The following is a 21,798-nucleotide window of genomic DNA, read 5'->3' on the forward strand; positions in this document are numbered from 1 at the left end:
TTCTCAAACGGTTTCCGACCCGCCATTGTGCCGGCGCAACAAGATCAGCGGAGAAGCAATAATGTCGGACGACGTCTCGCGTCGCCAGTTCGCGAAGCTGGCGGCCCTGTCCGCGGCCGGGCTTCCGGCGCCTCTCGCGGTGGCTGAAGCAAGGCCGGCATCGGCGCCGCGCCGCGCGAGCAGCTTTCCGCAAAACTTCCTCTGGGGCACGGCGACCTCGTCCTATCAGGTCGAAGGCGCCGTCAACGAGGACGGGCGAGGGGCCTCGATCTGGGACAAGTTCGTCCGCATCCCCGGCAAGATCGAGGACGGCTCGACCGGCGACCGCGCCAACGAGCATTATCATCGCTACAAGGACGACATCGCGCTCATCAAGGAACTCGGATGCAAGGCCTATCGCTTCTCGGTCGCATGGCCGCGAGTGTTTCCGGATGGTGACGGCAAGCCGAACCCGAAAGGGCTCGACTTCTACAATCGCCTGGTCGACGAACTCCTCAAGAACGGCATCGAGCCGTGGCTGACGCTCTATCATTGGGACTTGCCGCAATCGCTCCAGGACCGCTTTGGCGGCTGGCGTTCGACGGAGACCTGCAAGATATTTGGCGACTACGCGGCCTATGTCGCCGAGCATCTGACCGACCGCGTCAAGAATGTATTCACGCTGAACGAGAGCGGCCGCTTCGTCTATTTCGGCTATGGCATCGGCATCGATGCGCCCGGCCTGACGCTGCCGCAGGCCGAAATCAACCAGATCAGGCACAACAGCGCGCTCGCGCACGGGCTCGCCGTGCAGGCGGTGCGTGCCCATGGCCGCCGCGGCACACGCGTAGGTCCGGCCGAGAACATAGATGCTTGCGTTCCGGCGATCGATACGCCCGAGAACGTCCGCGCCGCCGAGATCGCGCTGCGTGAGCTGAATGCCGGCTATCTCAACGTCATCATGACGGGCCGTTACACTGACGCGTTTCTGAAATACGCCGGCGCCGATGCGCCGAAATACACCGATGCGGAGCTGAAGATCATCTCCTCGCCGGTCGATTTCCTCGGCCTCAACATCTACGCCCCGCAGCACTACATCGTCGCGTCCGACCAGGGCGCGGGCTTCATGCCGCTGCCGGTGCCAAAAGCCTTTCCGCACATGAATTCGGAGTGGCTGCGCGTCGGCCCCGAGACGATCTATTGGGTGCCGAAGCTGGCCGCAAAAATCTGGAAGACGGATGCGATCTACATCAGCGAGAACGGCACCTCGGGCGAGGACCAGGTCACGCCCGATGGCAAGATCTATGATACCGACCGCATCATGTATCTGCGCAACTATCTCGCGCAGCTCCAGCGCGCCACCGCCGAGGGCGTGCCGGTGCGCGGCTATTTCCTCTGGAGCCTGATGGACAATTTTGAATGGGTGTTCGGCCTCAACAAGCGCTTCGGGCTCTATCACGTCAATTTCGACACGCAGGTGCGCACGGCGAAGCTGAGCGCGAGTTTCTATCGCAACGTGATCGCGAAGAACGCGGCGGGGGCGTGATCTCTCTCCCTCTCCCCGTTGCCGTCGATCGGTTAGTTGATCCCAAGAAACAACGGCCGCCCGTGGAGGGCGGCCGCTATCATTATTCGATAACCGGTGGGATCGCCGGCTGACTAATGCCCCGGGAAGCCCGGGAATCCCGGCTCTCCGTGGTCCGCGAACTCGAAGAAGTCGAAGAGATCGCTGATCGCCGGGCTGTTCAGGGGAACATAGGGATTGCGGAACTCGGCGACCGGGTTCGGGAAGTTGTCGCGACTGCGATGCGTTATGGTCGGCAGCTGCCAATTACGCTCGATGAATTTGATGATCGAGACGTGATCCGCGTAGTCGTGCGAGATATGGCCCGGCTTTACTAACGGCGAAACCACGATCAGCGGGATGCGGGTGCCGTCGCCGAAGAAGTCGAGCGGCTGCACGTAGCCCGAGTCGTAGTAGCCGCCGCCTTCGTCGAAGGTGATGAAGATGGCGGTGTCCCGCGCGTAGGGCGAAGCCTGGACCTGATCGACGATCTTCTTGGTGAAGCCTTCGAACAGATCGAGCTTGGAGGACGCCGGGTGGCCATCGACGAAGCCGCTCGGCTTGACGATCGAGACTGCAGGCAGGGTGCGAGCGGAAATATCCGCGTACAGTTTCGTCGAGTCGTGCAGGTGCTCGGCAACCTGGTCCGGATGCGACATGATGGACGTGTCGTACTGGAACGGATTGCAGATGTTGCAGTATTCATCCGCGGTCGGGCCCGCCGCACCCCAATTGAGCTGGTACGGATCGTCGACGTAATTGTCCCACTGGTCGCCGTAGTACTTCCACGAAACATTCTTGTCGTTGAGGAGGTCGCCGATGCTGCGGGTCGACGACGGCGGAATGGTGAAGGGCGTATTGGACGGATTGTGGTCGATGTAGGCGTTCTTGCCGTTGCCGAACCAGCCCGGATTATAGTTGTTCAGCAGATAATAGTGGCCGGGCTCGCAGTGGGGATCAATCGGGCGAGGCAGTGACTGGAGATAGTCCCGGATCGGCTTGACGCCGGGCTGGTTGAGATCGGAGCAGTCGCTGTACGATCCGCCGCCGGAGGCGGGCGAGACAGAGAACGGGGGCGGATAGCCGGAGTTGAAGCTGCTGCCGTAACCATCCTCGGTGTACCAGTTGTTGGTGTCGGACGCCGGATTGGGGTTTTCGATCATATGGACGATACCGGCATCGGGGGTGCCGCCGAAGACCTGCACCCCGTTCGGCGGCGCCGCCGGCTTGCCGTCGGAGTTGCTGAACCAGATCATGTCGGCATGACCGAACATGACGTGGTTGGCGCCGGTGCCGCCATTGACGGATTGGTGGAAGTTGTCGCTCATCGCGTACCTGTCCGCCAAGCTCGTGAAATAGGGCGCGTCACCCTTCTGCACATTGTAGAAGCCGAGCGCGGTCGAACCTTCTCCCGTGGTCACTGCGCCCGGCGCATATTGGGTGCTGAAGGTCTCGGGCTGCGCAGCGCCATTGGCACCGGCACCGACGGTCACTTCGACCCAGGCGAACAGGTTGCCGGTGCAGCCCGAGGGATTGTCCCGACTGCCGGCGCCCTTGGCGCAATTCAATTGCTGCCACATCTGGTAGAAGCGATGCACCGGGCTCGCGGCGTAGCTCTCGTAGAGGAACGTGTTGCCGTTGGTCAGCTGAAACGGCCCGGCCGGCAGGCTGTTGACTGCGGTGATGCGCTGGTCCGGTGTCTTCGAGGTCTGGCCGGTGCCGCCGGTCAACAGTGAAGGATAGTAGCTCGAATCCAAGCCGGATTCCGATTGCTGCGCGAGCGTCAGGCTCGCCTGGCACTGCGCGATCGGCGTGCTGCCGCACTTGTTGGGGATGTAGGAGACCTGGGGCCCGCCGACCAGCGGAGCCGGCAGCTGGTCGTTGGGGAAAGTCTGCTTTGGCGGGCTCAGCAGAAACGCGTCCTTTGAACCGATGTCCTTTGCAGCCAGCTGATGCGCCTGTTCGAAGTTGGGGCCTGGAACCGCATTCTTGTTGGCGTCGAGCTTGATGATGCCCCTGGAGAGCAGGTTGTCGACGCTGTTCCGGCGCTCCTTCGGCACGTAGGTAGCGAACACGTGGTCGAAGCTGCGGTTCTCGCCGATGATGACGATGACGTGCTTGATCGGCGACCGCGTGTAGTGATCGGCGGAGGTCGGCGCGCCGCCGGCAAGCACCGGGCTCATGCAGAATTGCCCCATCGCCAGTGCACTCAGCCCGATGCGGCAACTATTCAGTAGACGTGACTTACGCTTGTTTCGGCTCATTCTGCGCTCCCTTGGTAAAGTTGTTGACCTGACGACTTGGTGGAAACGGTGGTGCCGGCCGGCTCGACGCGGATTCGTCCCATCATGCCGTTGTCCTCATGCTCGAGGAGGTGGCAGTGGTAGACGAAGGTGCCGACGATGTTCGGGTCGCGAAAATCCATGCGCAGCCGCACGCTCGGATATTGCAGCATGTGGCCGTTGTAATAGGGGACGTTGACTGTATCGCGTACGAACGGCTCGTTGACCTGCATGCCCGACCATTCGCGCAGCTCGAAGTGAAGCTGGTGGGTGTGGAAGTCGTGCAATTCCGTCGAGCGGTTCTCGATGATCCAGTCCTCGACGTCGCCTTGCTTGACGACGATGTCCGCAATGTCGGAACCCGCATCGAACGGTTTTGGCTTTTCGCCATCCACGGTGATGTAGAACGTCACCGGGCTGTTGGGATCGTCCGGATTGGTCGGTTGCTCGGAGAAGTACAGTTTCCTGACGCGCGCGGGCGCAACGTCTCCGATCCAGGGGCGAACGGCTGATGGCAGCGGCTGCGGATTTGCCGGCAGCCTCGATTGCGGTTCGGGCGCATCGGCCGCGGCCGTGATCGACAGGAGCGCGCGGTTGGGATCGTTTTCACCGGCCGGCCCGGTATCGACCGTTCGCGTCACGAGCAGCGCCGGTACGCCGAGCGGCGGACCTTCGACGATGAATTCGACGCGGGAACCGGGCGGCACGCCGATGCGATTGACCCACTCGACCGCTGGCGCCGGGCTGCCGTTGAAATGGATCGGCACGCCATCGATGGCGACGATGCCGAGCGGTTGCGGCGCGCGCCGGAACACGACCGCGAGATTCAGATAGGTGATCGCCGAGGCGTTGAGTACGCGCCACAGCTGTCGCTCGCCCGGCTTCATCTCTAGCGATGCCGGCGGATAATCGGGATAAGGCACCGGCACGAAGTTGACTGAGAGGTCTTTCGCCGGCCTGCCGAAGCCGGTGCCGTTGTTGGTGGTGTCACCGTCACTGTCGAGCTGATTTTTCGGGACGATCGGCTCGGATTTTGCGGGCGGTGCGTCGGGGTTCAAGAGGTCTAGGTCGCGGATCACCAACACCCGCTCGGGGAGGTCAGCCAGTTCCGGAGCAGCCCGCTCGACGCCCTCGATGATCAGCGCGCCTGACGCCCCGCCGAGCACCTGCGCCTTGCTGTAGCCGTGAATGTGCGGGTGATACCAATAGACTCCGGGCGGCTCGTCGGCGGGAATGCGCAACCGATATTCGAACGGCGGATCGTCCGGCTGGATCGAGGTCTTCAGCACGTCGTCCTGATGGCATACCGGCGGTGCCGTCAGCCCGTGAAAGTGCAGATTGGCTGAGGTCGGTCGCATGGCGTCGCTGCCGCACGGATCCGAGATCTTTTTCGACACACACAACGGCGCCGGGAACGGCAACGCTTGCGGCTGATCCGCAGCGGGGCGTGCCGGTGCAAGCTCGGTCAGATCATTCTTGAAGCGCACGATCAGCAGATCGCCCGGCTTGACCCGCAATGTCGGTGACATCTCCCCATCGGGCGTCAGGTAACAGTAACGGGTCGAGCCGTCCGGCTGCTTGCTGTTGTGAATCGCCAGATCGACCTGCAGGACCCCGTCGTGGCTGCGAAGGTCCTGCGGTTCCTGTATGGTGCTTCCCGATGTCGGCCGCTGACAGGCTTCGCGCTGCGGTTGCGAGGGCTGAGTAAATCCGCTGGTTCCGAGCAAGGCCACGAAGCTGATCGCTCCCAGCCCCAACATTGCGAACCAGGCCACGACGACGAACACGTCAACCGACCATCGTCGTGTCGATCGACTTCGGCTGATCCGACCAAGCCAACCAAGTGAGCGCGCTTCGGAATCAATCATAGACAGACCCGGATCCCGCTTCACCGAGGAATGACAAGGGAATGACGATCGCTGCGTCGTATCGACGCGAGTAGTTTTGTATCACCTGCTCTCTGACAGGTTGTTTACACGACGATGACACGCACGCTCGCAGTCGATGGAACTCTGACTTGGTTGAAAGGCGATCAGTATTTTCTTTCAGCATCTGCAGCTCGGTGATATCGGCACGGGCGCGCTGGATGACGGGGTGGGCAACGATGCCGAAGCTGACTTGGTTTCTGTTCCTGGTGTTCGCACTCTGCGTTCTCGCCTCGAATGCGGCGCTGACCGCGGACAGCTTCGATGATGAAGCGGCGCGTGGCGCCGGTGTTTTGGCCGCGCCATCGCTCGAGGTCCCCACCACGGCTTCCGTGCGGGTGCTGAGCGCGCCTGCCGCACAGCCGGGCGGGCGCGCGCGAAGCGCCAATCCGCTGTGGGCGATCCCGTTTGAGATCCTCAGCAATACGCGCGAGCGTCCAATATTTTCGCCGTCGCGACGGCCACCGCCAGTCGCGGTTGTTCAGGTCGCGGTCGCGAAGCCACCGCCGAAGCCGGCGCAGGAGGAGCGTCCTCCGCAGCTTTCGCTGGTCGGCACCGTCATCGGCGGCGACCGAAGCTTCGGCATTTTCGTCGACCAGACCTCCAAGGCTGCCCTGCGTTTGAGATTAGGCGAAGAATATCAGGGCTGGAGATTGCGCGCAGTGCAGGGCCGCGAGGCGACGTTCGCGCGCGACCAGCAGACCATGGTTCTGAATTTTCCGGAGCCTGGCGCCGCTGCGCCGGTCGCGCCGCGCGTCGAAGTTGCGGATGTGGCGCCGTCGGCCGACGAACCCAGGCGGCCGCACGTCCACCGTTAGCCTATCGGGTCGCGGCTGATATCCCGGCGATCATCAATTGTTGCTCCTGTTTTGCCCGACGAGTCAATCGCTTCGCAAACGGACGATGCACCATCCAGCACCTGCATTTCTACTGTGCATGGGGTTGTTTTCGCGTTTTTTGCAAACAGGGTGCCCGGCACCGCGCATTGACTCCGCTGTCCCCCTGATTCACAACGGCCTCAACATCCATAAAAAAGAGGACAACGCCAATGGCTGACGCACTGATTATCGATGCCTGCCGCACCCCGCGGGGCGTCGGCAAGGCCGGCAAGGGAGCACTCTCCGGCATTCATCCGCAGCAACTCGGCGCCACCGTGCTGCGCGCGCTGGCCGACCGCACCGGCATCAACACCGCTGACGTCGACGACATCGTCTGGGGCTGCAGCGCGCAGGTCGCGACCCAAGGCGGTGATCTCGGGCGGATGTCGGCACTCGATGCCGGCTACGACGTGCGCGCCAGCGCGGTGACGCTGGATCGTTTTTGTGGCTCCGGCATCACCAGCGTCAACATGGCGGCAGCCTCGATCATGGCGGGCGCGGAAGACCTCGTCATCGCCGGCGGCTGCGAGATGATGTCGATGGAAGGACGTCGCGGCGGTGGTCCGATGATGATGGACAGCGGCAATCTGCGCCTGCGTGCGCGGCATCCGCAGTCGCATCAGGGCGTCTGCGCCGATGCAATTGCGACCATGGAAGGCATCACGCGGCACGATGTCGATGCGCTCGGGCTCGAGAGCCAGAAGCGCGCCGCGCAAGCGATTGCCGGCGGCCACTTCAACAAGAGCCTCGTACCCGTCCATCGCGAGGACGGCAGCCTCGCGCTCGATCACGAGGAGTATCCGCGGCCGCAGACCACGATGGAAGGCCTGAGCAGCCTGAAGCCGGCATTCCCCGCCATCGCCGACTATGCGCTCGACGACAAGGGGACGACCTATCGCGGTCTCATCCTCCAGCAATATCCGGACCTCAAGATCGACTTCATGCACCACGCCGGCAATTCGTCCGGCGTCGTCGACGGTGCCGCCGCGATCCTGCTGGCCTCGCCCGCTTACGCCAAGGCGCATGGCCTCAAGCCGCGTGCCCGTGTCGTCGCGATGGCGAATATGGGGGACTCGCCGACCCTGATGCTGAACGCGCCGGTGCCGGCGACCCGCAAGGTGTTGGCGAAAGCTGGCCTCACCATCGACGACATCGACCTGTTCGAGATCAACGAGGCCTTTGCGGTGGTGGCGGAAAAATATATCCGCGATCTCAAGCTCGATCGCGCCAAGGTCAACGTCAATGGCGGCTCGATCGCGCTCGGCCATCCCATCGGCGCGACTGGCTCGATCCTGATCGGCACTGTGCTCGACGAGCTCGAACGGCGCGGCCTCAGGCGCGGTCTCGTGACGATGTGTGCCGCTGGCGGCATGGCTCCTGCCGTCATCATCGAGCGCGTCTAGCCTTATTTTCTAGGGTGAATCGCGACCGGCCTCGCACAAAGAGGCCGGTCGTCGCTTGTCGAAAGCATCGAATCAGCATTAGCAAGGCTGCTTGCGGGCCTTTGAAACAAGGCAAAATCCGCTGACCTAGGCGCCTTCCGCTCAGGAAGTAGCTAAAAAGCAGGGTTTTTTGCCATAGGGGGCCAAAAAAGCCCGTAAAACCGCGACAAAACTGTGCAGAAGGCTATAGGCCTTCAACGGTTGGTCTAATATGCAACCGGCAACGAATCAGAGGAGACACGATGCCAACCCAAATGTCCAAATCGCAGCTGATCGAAAAGATCGCGACCAGCACCGAGCTTTCCAAGCGTGACGTCAAGAGCGTCATGGAGACGCTGACCGATGTCGGCCATAAGGAGCTGAAGAAGAACGGCCTGTTCCTGGTGCCGGGCTTCGCCAAGTTCGTGGTCATCAAGAAGCCCGCGACCAAGGCGCGCAAGGGCACCAACCCGTTCACGGGTGAAGAGATGATGTTCAAGGCCAAGCCGGCCCGGAAGATCGTCCGCGCCCGCCCGGTCAAGGCCGCCAAGGACGCTGTGGCCTGATAAAGCAAAGGCCCCCTCGTGAGAGGGGGCCTTTTGTGTTGAGTGATCGCGAGGGTTGATACGGAGGGGATCAGCCCTTGCGGCGCTTCACCCGGACCGGGACCGGCTGAAGCCGCGGCTCCGGTGCTGCGAGCGCATCGCGAACCCGATCGACCGCGCGATCGAGCAACTGGCGTAGCCGCTGCGCTCTCCGCGATCTCTTTGCTCTTTCCAACAATCCGCTCATCGCATCACTCCGCCGCTTCGACTTTGGCCTCGGCCGGTTCGAGCACTGCGGCGATGGCTTCGTCGACGCGCTCGAGCCAGATGAATTCGAGGTTGTCCCGCGCGCTTTGCGGGATGTCGTCGTAGTCCCGCTTGTTGCGCGCCGGCAGCATCACCCGCTTCAATCCGGCGGCGGCAGCCGCCACCACCTTCTCCTTGATGCCGCCCACGGGGAGCACCAAACCACGCAGTGAGATCTCGCCGGTCATCGCGGTGTCGCTGCGCACCGTACGATTGGTCAGCAGCGACGTCAGCGCCGTGAACATCGCAACGCCCGCGCTCGGTCCGTCCTTCGGGGTCGCACCCGCCGGCACGTGAACGTGGATGTCGCTCTTCTCGAACAGCGACGGATCGATGCCGATCTGCGTGGCCCGGCTCTTCACCAGCGTCAGCGCAGCCTGCACGCTCTCGCGCATGACGTCGCCGAGCTGGCCGGTCAGGATTAAATTGCCCCTGCCGGGCACCCGCGTGGCCTCGATGAACAGGATGTCGCCGCCGACCGGCGTCCAGGCAAGGCCGGTGGCCACGCCGGGAACGCTGGTGCGCTGCGCAATCTCACCCTCGAAGCGCGGCTGGCCGAGCACGGTGACGATGTCCTTCGGCGTCACGACAACTTTCGAAGCCGTGCCTTCAGCGACCTGCACGGCCGCGTGCCGGAACAGCTTGCCGATCTCGCGCTCCAGACTGCGCACGCCGGCCTCGCGGGTGTAGCCCTTGACGACCAGCTTGAGCGCCTCCGGCTCGATCTCGGCCTGCTCGGCGGTCAAGCCGTTGGCCTCGAGCTGCCGCCGTACCAGATAGCGCCGCGCGATCTCGAGCTTCTCCTCCTGGGTGTAGCCGGCCAGGCTGATCAGCTCCATGCGGTCCAACAGCGGACCCGGAATCTGGTCCAGCATGTTGGCGGTCGCGATGAACACCACGCGCGACAGGTCGAAGGGCACGCCGAGGTAATTGTCCCGGAACGTCCCGTTCTGCTCGGGGTCGAGCACCTCCAGCATCGCAGCCGATGGGTCGCCCTGCACGCCGCGGCCCATCTTGTCGATCTCGTCCAGCATCATGACGCAGTTTCGCGTGCCTGCCTTCTTGATGCCTTGGATGATGTTGCCGGGCAGCGCGCCGATATAGGTGCGCCGGTGGCCGCGGATCTCGGCCTCGTCATGTACGCCACCCAGGCTGACGCGCACGAAGGGGCGGTCCATCGCGCGCGCGATGGATTGGCCGAGCGAAGTCTTGCCGACGCCGGGCGGGCCGACGAAGCACAGAATCGGCGCCTTGCCCTGCGGGGCGAGCTTGCGCACCGCCAGATATTCGATGATCCGGGTCTTGATCTTCTCCAGGCCGAAATGGTCGGCATCGAGGATGCGGCGCGCCTCCTTGATGTCGATCGGCTTCTCCTCGGGCAGCGCCCAGGGCAACTCGATCAGCCAGTCCAAATATGTGCGGACCATACCGGCTTCGCCTGCGGCTTCCGGCATGCGCTCATAGCGGCGCAGCTCCTTCTTCGCATGCGCGTCCGCCTCCGGCGGCATCTTGGCCTTGGCGATCGCAGCCGTCAGCTCGGCGACCTCAGCGGCCTTGCCGTCGCCTTCGCCGAGCTGGCGCTGGATGGTCGCCATCTGCTCGCGCAGGATCGCCTCGCGCTGCCGCTCGTCGAAGCTGGCGCGGGTCTTCTGGCCGATTTCGTTCGAGATGCGCAGCACCTCCAGCCGCTCGGCCAGATGCTTCGACACCTTCTCAACGCGCAAGGCGAGGTCGATGGTCTCCAGCACCTCCTGCTTGTCCTGCGGCTTGATGTCCATGAACGAGGTCGCCAGATCCGCCAGCGTGCCGGGCGCGGTGGTGCTCTGGAACATCGCGACCAGTTCGGGCGGCGCCTGCGGCAGCAGCTCGATCGCCTCGATCGCCTGGCGCTGCAAGTTCAGCGCGCGCGCCTCGATCTCGGGCGAACTCGTGGTCGGCTCCGGAATCTGCTGGAAGCGCGCCACCGGGAACGGCGTCCCCGGCAGGAAGTCGAGGATGCGCGCGCGCTGCACACCCTGGCAGACGATGTGGTGGGTGCCGTCGGGTGCGGTGATGTAGCGCACGATGTTGGCGATGGTCGCAACGCGATAGAGGTCGTCCGGCCCAGGCTCTTCGGTCTCGGGGCTGCGTTGCAGGACGATGCCGATCGGCCGCTGCTCGCGCAGCGCCTGCTGTGCGGCGGCAACCGACTTCGGCCGCGCGATCGCGATCGGCGCGATGGCGCCGGGAAACAGCACCATCTCGCGCACGGGGATGATGATCAGCGCGTCTTCGGGGATCTTCACGTCAGAATTGTTTTGGGAATTGGTCTGTGCGGTATTCATCTGTTCGGTGGCCATGATCGACCTCAGGATTTGGCGAGGCGCAGCGCGACGCAGCCGTCCATCACGAAGCGGCTGATGGCGTAGCGGCCGATGGGAAGCGCGATGCGCCGCTCGAAGCGGCCCTGCGGCAGTTCGAGCCGGTGGATGCGGGCGTTGCGAAGCTCCGGCGGCAGCGTGCGCTGGCCGGAGATGACGAGCACGCCGTCATGGATCACCGTCTCGACATTGTCGGGATTGACGCCGGGAAGCGCGACCAGGATCAGAAGCTCATGCTCGGTCTCGAGCACGTCGATCGGCGGCTCCCAGCAGGCTTCCTGACGGCCGAACTGCTGCCGCATCCGGTCGGCGCGGGTCAGCGAGTCCAGGGCTTCGGACAGCATCCAGTCGAGGGGATTTTTGGGTTGCATGGCAAAACTCGGGGGAAGGCGCTGCGATTGGAAAAACAGCATATGGGGATGGTTCCCCGGAAATCCAGCATCGCGCATTCAGAGCATGCCTGGCCCTCGAACCAGAGGAGGCCCTTGCAAACAGTTCGGCACCGCGGAGAGTTCCGCGGCGCCGTGTCTCGGGCGCGCAATCAGGCCGCGGCGCGGTACTCGTCTTCCGCTTCGAGATTGATCACGGAGGTGGCGAGTTCGGTCAGCGTGTGATCGGTCGCCTCTTCCTCGTCCAGCGTCGCCTGGAGCAGTCTTGCCGCGTCCGGCATGCCGAGCTCCTCCGCCCAGGTGCGAAGTGTGCCATAGCGGGAGATCTCGTAATGCTCGACGGCTTGCGCGGCAGCGAGCAGGCCGGCGTCGAGGGCAGGGGCGTTCTTGAAGTCCTTCATGATCTCGGCACCCTCATCGGTGATGCCGTTGATGGCCTCGCAGGGCTTGCCGCGCGCCGGTTTGCCCAGCATCTTGAAGATCTGGTCGAGACGTTTGACCTGGCCCTGCGTCTCGCGCAGGTGCTTGGTGAAGGCTGCAGAGAGCTGCTTGGAGTGGGCCGCCTTGGCCATCTTCGGCAGGGTCTTGATGATCTTGTTCTCGGCGTAATAGATGTCCTTCAGCGTCTCCAGAAACAGGTCGCTCAGCAGCTTCGGGGCCTGACGCGTGCGGCGTGCTGCGGTCTTTTTGGTTGTTCGCTTCTTTGCTTGTTTAGCCATAAATCCTCCTCTTGAGGGGCACGGGAAGGCGATCCCGTCCTCAATCCTCGCGCGACCAAGACTCGGCGAGGGCAAATGTTCCTCGCGAAGGCCGTGTCGAGCCGTTATGGATTGCGGCTGCACCTCGCGCGAGACCCATCCGCATGCTCGACTTCGCCCTGTCCGCTTTCGTGACACTGCTGCTGGTGGTCGATCCCGTCGGCCTCGCGCCGGCCTTTCTCGCCGCGACCGGAGGCATGCCCGACAAGGTCAAGCGGACGGTCGCGCTGCGCGCCCCGATGATTGCGGCCTCGATCCTGGTTGTGATCGCGCTGGCCGGAAACTGGCTGTTGCGCCAGCTCGGGATCGGCATCCCCGCGTTCCAGATCGCCGGCGGGCTCCTGTTGTTTGGCGTGTCCTACCAGATGATCTTCGGCGACCGCCCGCATCGCGAGGCGCGCGAGGCCGACAAGGCGACCGCGGAGCATGCCTCCGACGTCGCGGTGTTTCCGCTGGCCATTCCCATGATGGCCGGCCCCGGCGCGATCGCGACCACCCTGCTGCTGACGGGCGATGCCGGCTACGGGGCGAGGCTCGCCATCATCATCGCCGTCGTCCTCGCGGTCTGCCTTCTCTGCATGCTCTCCTTTGTCTCCGCGGGCCTGATCGCGCGGACGCTTGGGCGCACCGGCAATGCGGTACTCTCACGCGTGCTCGGCATGCTGCTCGCCGCCTATTCGGTGCAGTTCGTGATCAACGGAATCGCGGCTGTCCGGGCAAGTCTGTCATAGGGCTGCGATAATCCGTTAATTTGTTGATTTTACGGGATATTTACTGGTATCCCGGGAGCATCAGGGAGGCGGCCGCGATCCGGCCCGCTTTCTCTTGCACTGCCGCATTGCTTTGACGTACTTCCCCTCCAGAGGATTGCGCATCGCCAGGAATTCGAGATGCCGATGACAGCGGACGAGCTCGACAAGAGGCAGGCCATCATCGACGCCTGTCGCCGCATGAATGCGCTCGGCATCAATCAGGGCACCTCCGGCAATATCAGCGTGCGTTTTGGAAATGGGCTCCTGATCACACCGACCAGCGTGCCCTATGACGCCATGACGCCCGACCAGATCGTGTTCATGGCGATGGACGGCTCGCATGCCCCCAGCCAGAAGCCGTCCAGCGAGTGGCGCTTCCACCGCGATATCCTGAAGGCGCGCGATGACGTCAACGCTGTCGTCCACGCCCATCCGACTTATTGCACCATCCTGGCGATTATGGGCATGGACATCCCGCCAGTGCATTACATGATCGCGGCCGCCGGCGGCGACAGCATCCGCTGCGCGCCCTATGCGACCTTCGGCACGGTGGAGCTGTCCGAGCATGCGGTGCGGGCGCTGGAGAGCCGGCTCGCCTGCCTGCTCGACCATCACGGCATGATCGCGATCGGCAAGACGCTCGACAAGGCGATGTGGCTCGCCGTCGAGGTCGAGACGCTGGCGCGGCAATATCACGGCTGTCTCCAGATCGGCAAACCGCCGCTGCTGTCGAGCGCCGAGATCGAACGGGTCCGCCAGCGCATGGCCGGCTACGGCATGTCGGAAGGTTAGGGCAGGCGGTGTTCGCGCGGATCAGACATATCGTCGATCGCAAGGGATCGAATCGCGTCATGGTTCGGCTGCGCGCGCTGTTGCGCAGCAACGAGTTCTACCTGATCCCGCTGGCGCTGGTGATCGGCACGCTTGCCGGCACGATCGTGACGCTGATGGCCGAGATCGCGCAGATTGCCCATATGGTGATCTACGGCATTCCCGTCGACGTCCGCCTGTCCGCCAACGCCCGGGTCAGCCCTTGGGCGGCGCTACTCGCGCCCGCGCTCGGCGGGTTGGCGCTCGGCATCATGGAATGGTCGCGGCGGCGGATGAAGATCTCCAGCGCCGTCGACCCGATCGAGGCCAACGCGCTGCGCGGCGGAAATTTGTCGATGCGCGACAGCGTGGTGGTGTCGAGCCAGACGCTGATCTCCAACGGCTGCGGCGCCTCGGTCGGCCTCGAGGCCGGCTATACCCAGATCGGCTCGGGCATCGCTTCGCTGTTCGGCAAGTTCTTCAATCTCCGCCGCAACGACCAGCGGCTGATCGTCGGCTGCGGTGCTGCTGCTGCGATCGCAGCGGCGTTCGGCGCGCCGATCACCGGCGCGTTCTACGCCTGTGAATTGATTGTCGGCGTCTACTCGGTCGGGAGCGCCGCGCCGATCCTAGCGGCCTCGCTCGCCGGCGCGCTGACCGCGCAATGGCTCGGCGGTGCGCCGTACTCCATCGAAATACCCAAGGTCAGCGCCGTCGGCATCGAGCAATATCTGGCGCTGATCGGGCTTGCGCTCGTCACCAGCGGCGTCGGCATCGCCGTGATGCGCTCGTCCTCGATGTTCGAGCGGCTGTTCAAATGGCTGCCGGTCTGGCTGCGCCCCGTGATCGGCGGTCTCATCGTCGGCGGCTTTGCCATCGTCACACCGCAGGTGCTTGCGGCCGGCCACGGCGCCATGGTGCTCGATCTGTTTCACGACCTGACCATCGGTCTGATCGCGCTGATCATCGCCCTGAAGGTGACGGCCTGCCTGATCTCGCTCGCGTCCGGGTTCCGCGGCGGATTGTTCTTTGCCTCGCTGTTCGTCGGCAGCTTGATCGGAAAGTTCTTCGCCGCGGTGCTGTTGCTCATCAGCCCGGAATTCGTGATCGATCCGCTGGTGGCGATGCTGACCGGCATGGCGACGCTCGGCGTCGCCATCGTCGGCGGTCCCTTGACCATGTCGTTCCTCGTGCTCGAGATGACCCGCAATGTCGATGTCACCGCCGTGGTGCTGGCCGGCTGCATCGTCACCTCGATCTGCGTCCGTTTCATGTTCGGCCATTCCTTCTCGACCTGGCGTCTGCATCTGCGCGGCGAGACCATCCGCAGCGCCAACGACGTCGGCTGGCTGCGCAACCTCACCGTCGAGCGGCTGATGCGCTCCGACGTCGGCAAGGTACCGTCGACCACGACGATCGCCGCCGTCCGGAGCGAGTTTCCGCTGGGATCGCGGCCCGGCATCGTTATCGTCAACAATGCGGACGAATATGTCGGCCTCGTCCTGCTGCCCGATTTGTTCTCCAGCGACCTCGACACCATCGCTGACGACATCCAGATCATCGAGCTCGCGCGACTGACCGACATTGTGCTGATCCCGGAAATGAACGTGAAGTCGGCGATGGCGGTGTTCGACGAGGCCGAGGCCGAGATGCTGGCGGTGGTCGATTCCACCGACAGCCGCAAGGTGGTCGGCTTCCTGACCGAGACCACCGCCCGCCGCCGCTACGTCGAGGAGATCGACAAGGCCACGCGCGGCGTGCTGGGCGCGCTGTCGTAGAGATCGCGCCCCGGGCAAGTTGACGCTGGCACGTGCAGCGGACTTGCCAGATCGTTCACAACCTCTAGGCTAGGGGCGGACGATCAGGCTGCCGCCTGGCCGCATTCAGCGACGAGGGACGTGCGATGTCGGACACGCTTCGCCTGTTGCTTGCCTTGCTCGAACTCGGGCCCCGGTTGAAGGATCGGCTGGGCGATAAATGGCCCCCTTACGGCGACGAATTGCTGGAGCTGGCCGCTCGTGCAGGTCGTGGCGATGATCCGGATCAGCTTCGCCAGGCGCTCGACCTGTTGGTCGTGCGGCTGCTCGCGGAGGCGCCGGCCATGGAACTCGTCGAGCAGGCCGTGGCGGAGTCAGCGCCCGCTGTCGTCAAGGAGACTGTGACCCGGCGCGGCCGGGTGTCGCCGCTTGTGGTCCCTGACATCGTCGGGCCGAGCACGGATGAGGCGACCGGTGTTGTCACCATCCCCGTCTTCTACGGCACCGACCGCGCCCGGGGTGACGACACGCCGGCGAACTATTTTGGCGGCGCGCGCGGCACGCTTGCATTCGGGATCGCGGAGGTCAGCGTGCCCACGCGCGGCCGCGAACTCGGCGCGCTGACCGCTCCAAGCTGGTGGCACTTCGAACTCTCGGCCAATCCGCAAAAGCATGTGATCCTCAAAAGCGTCGGGGCGCTTGGCCGGGACGTCTTCGTCACGAGCCTAAAGGACTCGCTTGCGGCAGCGGACCAGCGCGACGTCCTGATCTTCGTGCACGGCTACAACGTGACGTTCGAGGATGCGGCGCGGCGGGCCGGGCAGCTTTCAGTGGATTTGAAATTCGCCGGCAGGACGCTGCTGTATAGCTGGGCGTCGGCGGGTGACACGAAGAAGTACACCGTGGACGAGAGCACGATTGATTGGTCGCGCGATCATTTCGAGGCGTTTCTCCAACTCGCGCTCAACGAGATCGGTGCCGGCAAGGTTCACATCATCGCCCACAGCATGGGCAACCGCGCGGTGATCAACACGCTTGAGCGCGTTACGTCCTGGCAGCTATCGGCCAGTGCCGCAAAACTCGGTCAGGTCATTTTTGCCGCGCCTGACATCGATCGCGATCGCTTCGTCCAGCTCGCCGCGAAATTCAAGGGCTGTGCCGCGCGCGTCACGCTCTATGCCTCGTCACGCGACGTCGCGCTGCTGGCCTCGAAATTCGTGCACGGCTATCCAAGGGCGGGAGAGGCCGGTGAGGCACTGACGGTCGTCGACGGCATCGATACGATCGATGCGTCGCTGGTCGACACCAGCCTGATCGGCCTGCACCATTCCTATTTCGGCGAGAAGCGCTCGATCCTGAACGACATGTTCAATTTGATCGCGCAGCAACTTGGGCCGGACCAGCGCTTCGACCTCCAGGCCGCAGGTGACGCACTCCGAAAGTATTGGAGTTACAGGGCCTAGGGGTCCGGTGGTTTATTCGAGCTGGTCCACCTCGCGCAGCACGGGAAACAGCTTCATCCACAGCAGCGCGATCGCGATGGTGCCGAGGCCGCCGAGCGCGGCTGCCGGCATCGCGCCGAGCAGGGCTGCCGCCATGCCGCTCTCGAACTCGCCGAGCTGGTTGGAGGCGTTGATGAAGAGGAAGTTGACGGCACCGACGCGGCCGCGCATCGCATCCGGCGTGGCAAGCTGCACCAGCGCGACGCGGACGACGACGCTGATCGTGTCGGCCGCACCCATCGCGGCGAGCGCGATGACCGAGAGCCAGATGTTCCGCGACAGCGCGAACACGATGGTTGCGAGCCCGAAGGCGATGACAGCCTGAAACATCCGCAAGCCCGCACGGCGCGCGATGGGATGGCGTGCGATGATCGCGGTCATGCACAGCGCGCCGACCGCGGGCGCCGCGCGCATCACGCCGAGCGCCCAGGGACCAGCCTGCAGGATGTCCTTGGCATAGATCGGCAGCAGCGCGGTGGCGCCGCCGAGCAGGACCGCGAACAGGTCGAGCGAGATCGTGCCGAGGATCGCGGGATTGCTGCGGACGAAGTGCAGGCCGGCGAACAGGCCGTTGAGACCCTCGTGCTCGGAGGCCGCAACGCGCGCGACCCGGATCAGGCCGCTGAGGCCGCACGCGATCAGCGATAGCACCGCCATCAGCACGAATGGCGCACTTGGTGACAGTGCGTAAGCGAGCCCGCCGACGGCAGGGCCGCCGATGGTCGCGACCTGCCAGGCGCCGGTCGCAAGCGCCGTCGCTCGTTGCAGCATGCCGTCCGGCGCGACCGCCGGCAGCAGCGCGGACGAGGCCGGGCTTTCGAATGCGCCGGCGAGGCCAAAGATCGCGAGCACGGCGAATATCTCCGCCACGGTGAGCGTCCCGGCCAGCATCCGCGCGCCGAGATAACCGGCGGCGAGGCCTTGCACGAGTTCGCAGAGCTGGACGATGCGCCGACGGTCGTAGCGGTCGGCGGCGTGGCCGGCGACGAAGACGAGCAGTGCGCTCGGAATGAACTGCACCAGGCCCGCAAGGCCGAGATAGAACGCGCTGCCGGTCAGCGCATAGATCTGCCAGCCCACCGCGACGGTCGCGACCTGATAGGAGAACTCCGACAGGGTTCGCGAAGCAATGTAGAGCAGTAGCGGTGGATGTCGCAACAACGCGACGGGTGCAGATGGAAGTGTGGAAGTTTGATCCAAGGTGTTGGGCAATCTGGAAGCGGGACGGCGGGCTCTTTGCACCGCCGTCCGCGCCGGCTATCGGCCTGGTTGAGGAGGGACTGCGACGAGGCAGGCGACAATCCGGCGGACCATCGGCAGCACCACGAGCAGAGTTGGAAAAGCAACGAGCCATGAGAGCGCCCAGGCGCCCGGCCATGTCGCTAGAAACGCCGGCGTTGCGCCGAGGCTTTTGAGTGTTGAAATAACCGACACCACGGCTGTCATGAGGATGGACAGTACCAATGGCATCACGATCGGCACATAGCGCGCCGGCAGTTTGCGAACCGCATTCATTTGATTTCTCTTAAGGAAAAAGACGCGTCAGTCACGTTGAACCCTGAAATTGGCATCGATCCCGACGACGTCGGTTGATGCGTTGGTTCACGTGAAACGCTTACGGCGACCGAAAAACGGCGCGGCCGTTCACTAACCGCTCAGGTTGAATGGATCAAGCTCGATCTGGATGTTGGGTTTACAATCGTTCAAAGCGCGGCAGATTGCCGCGATCATGCAAGCATTTCAGTGGTTTGCGCATTATGTATTGTTTGCACATGTCGCTTCGGCGAGAACAGAGGACGTTGATATGAGCGATCGACCCGCCAATTCCACCACCTTGCTGGCCGCATTCGCTAGCTTCGCCCTGGTTGCGGCTTCCGCATCGCCTTCGGCTGCAGCGTCGACCGCTCCGGCAACCAAGTCCGCAGCGGCAAGCCCGGCTGCATCGCGCGATGCCACCGATTTCAGCGCCGCCAAGCGCCGCTACAATCGTCGCGGATCAAACGCCGCGGCTCTTGCCGTCATGGGTGCGGCGGCTGGCATCATCGGAGGTGCGATCGCTGAGAGCCGGCGCCGCGATTATTACGAGGATCGTTATTATTACGATCGGGGCCCAGGCTATTACGGTGGTCCAGCCAATTACGGCGGTTCCAACTATTACCGGGGGCCGAACCGTCCTTCGGGCCCTTACATCCCTGGGGGCTATTGTGCCGGCGGAGGCCCCTCGGCCGTCTGCGGCAATTTCGACCGTTGAGTTCGGATGCGGCCGTCGGGCCGGACAGCTTCTCAGGTATTGCCAGGGGTGAGTTCGCGAAAGCGAACCCACCCCTTTTAGTTTGCCGCTTCGCAGTCGTGTCGCGAAGCTAGGCCCGCAACATTCCCAATTTCACCTCAACGTCCCGCCGGCGCCGACAGCGCGCCGTTCATGTAGCGCGAATAGTCCGGCTCGGTCGGTTGCGACGGCCAGACGGCGGCGTTGGAGTCGCGCACCGATTGGCTGATGGGGGCAGGCTGCGCCTTGCGGGTGTGGTGGCGGTCGCTCGCTGCTGCGGCCTGGATGGTGACGGCGGCAATCAGCGCGGCGCCGAGAATGGTGAAGGTCTTTTGCATTTTTGTTTCTCCCGTGACGACGTCCCGGTTGTGAGAAATGTGTTCGTCGTCGCGGCTGACATGGCGACACGCCCTACCGAATATCAGCAGCGCCCGGATCACGATCAGCAGCGCTGCCATCACGTTGGGGCGAGCAAGTTTTTTGGTCTCGGCTAAATATTCGGCAATTGGCCCTTTGGGGCCGATGGACTTGCCCCCCGCAATCCGGTTGAATGGGGTGAATTGAGATTTTGAGCGACAACGATGTCGAAATATCTGCTGATCCTTCTCCTGATTGCCTCACCGGCCGCGGCGCAAGTCAAGTTGGCTCCCAAAACCTCGGCGGCGCATCTGGACCCCTGCGCGCCGATCGGACGCACCGCGGATGGCAAGCTGGTCTATTCCATGAAATGCGAGAACCTGCCGGCGCCGCCCGCGCCCCCACCGCAGGCGGAACTGAAGGAGGCGCCCGTGCCCGCCGCCGAGCCGGAGCCGGAGGTGCGGCGGAGCGGCATTCTCGGCTGGTCCTACGACCGCAGGTGACGGGCCGCGCCCCTTGCGCGAAGTCCTCTGGAATGCTCTTTGCTTGAAAGTTCCCCGTGGGGCCACCGCCCCCGATCCAGAGAGATGAGATGAGCAAACTCGTTATCCGCACCGGCGATTACACCTTCGATGCTCGCTTCGAGGAGCAGCTGGCACCCAAGACCGTCGCTGCGTTCCGCAAAGCGTTGCCGTTCGAGAGCCACATCATCCATGTGCGCTGGAGCGGCGAGGCGGTGTGGATGCCGCTCGGCGATCTCGACTTCGGCGTCGGCTACGAGAATCACACGAGCTATCCCGCGCCCGGCCAGATCATCCTTTATCCCGGCGGGATCAGCGAGACCGAGATCCTGATGGCCTATGGCGGCGTGAGCTTCGCGAGCAAGATGGGCCAGCTCGCCGGCAATCACTTTATCACCGTGACCTCGGGGCTGGAGAATCTGGCGACGCTGGGCAAGAGCGTGTTGTGGAAGGGCGCGCTTCCGATCCGCTTCGAGGAAGTCTGAGTTGGCGGACGCCCGCTACCCGCGCGACCTTCGCGGCTACGGCCGCAACCCGCCGCATCCGCAATGGCCGGGCAACGCGCGGGTCGCGGTGCAGTTCGTCGTCAATTTCGAAGAGGGCGGCGAGAACAACATTTTGCACGGCGACCGCGCTTCGGAGGCGTTCCTGTCCGACGTGCTCGGCGCGCAGCCCTGGCCGGGCCAGCGCCATGCCAATATCGAATCGATGTTCGAATATGGCTCACGTGCCGGCTTCTGGCGGCTCTGGCGGATGTTCAACGAACGGAAGTGGCCGACCACCGTTTTCGGCGTCGCCACCGCGCTGAAGCGCAATCCGGAAATCGTCGCGGCGATGAAGGAGGCGGGCTGGGACATTGCGAGCCACAGCCTGAAATGGATCGAGCACAAGGACATGTCCGAGGCGCAGGAGCGCGACGAGATCGCGCAAGCGATCCGCGTCCACACCGAGGCCACCGGCGCGCGGCCGCTCGGCTGGTACACCGGGCGCTCCTCGATCAACACCAACCGTCTGTTGATGGAGGAAGGCGGCTTCCTCTATCTCTGCGATTCCTATGCGGATGATCTGCCCTATTGGGTCAAGGGCGCGAAGGGCAAGCAACTCATTATTCCCTATACGCTTGATGCCAACGACATGCGCTTCATCAATCCGCAGGGCTTTGCGGAGGGCGAGCAGTTCTTCACCTATCTGAAGGACGCTTTCGACGTGCTCTATGCCGAAGGCGAGAGCGCGCCGAAGATGATGTCGGTGGGTCTGCACTGCCGTCTCGCCGGCCGGCCCGGCCGCGCGGCGGGGCTGATCCGCTTCCTGGATTATATCGGCAAGCACGAGCGCGTCTGGGTGCCGACGCGGCTCCACATCGCGCAGCATTGGCACGACAAGCATGCGGGTCTTGCCGGCAACGCTTTCGAGATCGAATAGG

Annotated in this window: 22 protein-coding genes; 12 read left to right on the forward strand and 10 right to left on the reverse strand. The window is 63.9% G+C overall.

Features of this window, described 5'->3' with window-relative positions; genetic code table 11:
- Positions 1-61: 61 nt before the first annotated feature.
- The gene (locus UB31_RS38325; RefSeq protein WP_045006728.1) at positions 62-1,525 is read left to right on the forward strand and encodes a GH1 family beta-glucosidase; all 1,464 of its coding nucleotides are present in this window, start codon (positions 62-64) and stop codon (positions 1,523-1,525) included.
- Positions 1,526-1,638: 113 nt separating this feature from the next.
- On the opposite strand, the gene UB31_RS38330 is transcribed toward UB31_RS38325, so the two are convergent.
- Positions 1,639-3,807 (reverse strand): alkaline phosphatase family protein, encoded by a 2,169-nt coding sequence (locus UB31_RS38330; protein WP_045014538.1) that lies wholly within the window; start codon positions 3,805-3,807, stop codon positions 1,639-1,641.
- On the reverse strand, positions 3,804-5,612 hold the full coding sequence (locus UB31_RS38335; RefSeq protein ID WP_197090916.1) for a multicopper oxidase family protein: 1,809 nt from the start codon (positions 5,610-5,612) through the stop codon (positions 3,804-3,806). The genes UB31_RS38330 and UB31_RS38335 overlap by 4 nt, the downstream gene beginning before the upstream one ends.
- A 317-nt stretch (positions 5,613-5,929) precedes the next feature.
- Between UB31_RS38335 and UB31_RS38340 the strand changes: the two genes are divergently transcribed.
- Positions 5,930-6,568: a hypothetical protein gene (locus UB31_RS38340; protein ID WP_050044946.1), complete on the forward strand. Its 639-nt coding sequence runs from the start codon at positions 5,930-5,932 to the stop codon at positions 6,566-6,568.
- Here the strand turns inward: UB31_RS38340 and UB31_RS41955 are convergent.
- Positions 6,565-6,729 carry a hypothetical protein gene (locus UB31_RS41955; protein WP_156175750.1) on the reverse strand — a complete coding sequence of 55 codons (165 nt, stop codon included), beginning with the start codon at positions 6,727-6,729 and terminating at the stop codon, positions 6,565-6,567. The two genes, UB31_RS38340 and UB31_RS41955, sit on opposite strands and share 4 nt — an antisense overlap.
- Before the next feature lie 69 nt (positions 6,730-6,798).
- On the opposite strand from UB31_RS41955, the gene UB31_RS38345 reads away from it, so the two are divergent.
- Together UB31_RS38345 and UB31_RS38350 are read left to right on the forward strand one after the other, a co-directional pair.
- On the forward strand, positions 6,799-8,031 hold the full coding sequence (locus UB31_RS38345; protein ID WP_045014539.1) for an acetyl-CoA C-acetyltransferase: 1,233 nt from the start codon (positions 6,799-6,801) through the stop codon (positions 8,029-8,031).
- 281 nt (positions 8,032-8,312) lie between these two features.
- The gene (locus tag UB31_RS38350) at positions 8,313-8,615 is read left to right on the forward strand and encodes an HU family DNA-binding protein (protein ID WP_045006725.1); all 303 of its coding nucleotides are present in this window, start codon (positions 8,313-8,315) and stop codon (positions 8,613-8,615) included.
- Between the two features lie 70 nt (positions 8,616-8,685).
- Here the strand turns inward: UB31_RS38350 and UB31_RS42380 are convergent, their stop codons facing one another.
- From UB31_RS42380 to UB31_RS38365, 4 genes are all read right to left on the reverse strand, one after another.
- A complete protein-coding gene (locus UB31_RS42380) occupies positions 8,686-8,841 on the reverse strand; it encodes a hypothetical protein (RefSeq protein ID WP_197090917.1) in 156 nt (51 codons plus the stop codon).
- 4 nt (positions 8,842-8,845) lie between these two features.
- Positions 8,846-11,239: an endopeptidase La gene (gene lon / locus UB31_RS38355; RefSeq protein ID WP_045014540.1), complete on the reverse strand. Its 2,394-nt coding sequence runs from the start codon at positions 11,237-11,239 to the stop codon at positions 8,846-8,848.
- 8 nt (positions 11,240-11,247) lie between these two features.
- Complete coding sequence (locus UB31_RS38360) at positions 11,248-11,631, reverse strand: Hsp20/alpha crystallin family protein (protein ID WP_045006890.1); 384 nt, start codon at positions 11,629-11,631, stop codon at positions 11,248-11,250.
- A 170-nt stretch (positions 11,632-11,801) separates the two neighbouring features.
- Positions 11,802-12,368 carry a YciE/YciF ferroxidase family protein gene (locus UB31_RS38365; RefSeq protein ID WP_045006723.1) on the reverse strand — a complete coding sequence of 189 codons (567 nt, stop codon included), beginning with the start codon at positions 12,366-12,368 and terminating at the stop codon, positions 11,802-11,804.
- Positions 12,369-12,511: 143 nt separating this feature from the next.
- Here UB31_RS38365 and UB31_RS38370 point away from each other — a divergent pair, with 143 nt between their 5' ends.
- From UB31_RS38370 to UB31_RS41020, 4 genes are all read left to right on the forward strand, one after another.
- Positions 12,512-13,138, forward strand: coding sequence for a MarC family protein (locus UB31_RS38370; RefSeq protein WP_045006722.1), 627 nt, complete (start codon positions 12,512-12,514; stop codon positions 13,136-13,138).
- A 159-nt stretch (positions 13,139-13,297) separates the two neighbouring features.
- Positions 13,298-13,951 (forward strand): L-fuculose-phosphate aldolase, encoded by a 654-nt coding sequence (locus UB31_RS38375; RefSeq protein ID WP_197090918.1) that lies wholly within the window; start codon positions 13,298-13,300, stop codon positions 13,949-13,951.
- Positions 13,952-13,959: 8 nt separating this feature from the next.
- Positions 13,960-15,747: a chloride channel protein gene (locus UB31_RS38380; RefSeq protein ID WP_045014541.1), complete on the forward strand. Its 1,788-nt coding sequence runs from the start codon at positions 13,960-13,962 to the stop codon at positions 15,745-15,747.
- A gap of 125 nt (positions 15,748-15,872) precedes the next feature.
- The gene (locus tag UB31_RS41020; RefSeq protein ID WP_050044947.1) at positions 15,873-17,189 is read left to right on the forward strand and encodes an alpha/beta hydrolase; all 1,317 of its coding nucleotides are present in this window, start codon (positions 15,873-15,875) and stop codon (positions 17,187-17,189) included.
- A gap of 12 nt (positions 17,190-17,201) precedes the next feature.
- Here the strand turns inward: UB31_RS41020 and UB31_RS38390 are convergent, their stop codons facing one another.
- On the reverse strand, positions 17,202-18,389 hold the full coding sequence (locus UB31_RS38390; RefSeq protein WP_245305554.1) for an MFS transporter: 1,188 nt from the start codon (positions 18,387-18,389) through the stop codon (positions 17,202-17,204).
- Between the two features lie 96 nt (positions 18,390-18,485).
- Positions 18,486-18,743, reverse strand: a complete 258-nt coding sequence (locus UB31_RS41025) for a DUF2798 domain-containing protein (RefSeq protein WP_082078790.1) — start codon at positions 18,741-18,743, stop codon at positions 18,486-18,488.
- Positions 18,744-18,912: 169 nt separating this feature from the next.
- Here UB31_RS41025 and UB31_RS38395 point away from each other — a divergent pair, with 169 nt between their 5' ends.
- Positions 18,913-19,479, forward strand: coding sequence for a hypothetical protein (locus UB31_RS38395; protein ID WP_502691323.1), 567 nt, complete (start codon positions 18,913-18,915; stop codon positions 19,477-19,479).
- Positions 19,480-19,616: 137 nt separating this feature from the next.
- Here UB31_RS38395 and UB31_RS42745 read toward each other — a convergent pair whose 3' ends face one another.
- A complete protein-coding gene (locus tag UB31_RS42745) occupies positions 19,617-19,955 on the reverse strand; it encodes a hypothetical protein (RefSeq protein ID WP_245305553.1) in 339 nt (112 codons plus the stop codon).
- Positions 19,956-20,078: 123 nt separating this feature from the next.
- On the opposite strand from UB31_RS42745, the gene UB31_RS38405 reads away from it, so the two are divergent.
- From UB31_RS38405 to puuE, 3 genes are all read left to right on the forward strand, one after another.
- Entirely contained in the window at positions 20,079-20,357 is a 279-nt protein-coding gene (locus UB31_RS38405; RefSeq protein WP_045006718.1) for a hypothetical protein, read from the forward strand.
- Positions 20,358-20,446: 89 nt separating this feature from the next.
- The gene (locus UB31_RS38410) at positions 20,447-20,860 is read left to right on the forward strand and encodes a DUF3830 family protein (RefSeq protein WP_045006717.1); all 414 of its coding nucleotides are present in this window, start codon (positions 20,447-20,449) and stop codon (positions 20,858-20,860) included.
- A 1-nt stretch (position 20,861) separates the two neighbouring features.
- Positions 20,862-21,797 carry an allantoinase PuuE gene (gene puuE / locus UB31_RS38415; RefSeq protein WP_045014542.1) on the forward strand — a complete coding sequence of 312 codons (936 nt, stop codon included), beginning with the start codon at positions 20,862-20,864 and terminating at the stop codon, positions 21,795-21,797.
- The last annotated feature ends 1 nt before the right edge of the window (position 21,798 follow it).

It is taken from the genome of Bradyrhizobium sp. LTSP849 (assembly GCF_000938255.1).
GTDB lineage: Bacteria > Pseudomonadota > Alphaproteobacteria > Rhizobiales > Xanthobacteraceae > Bradyrhizobium.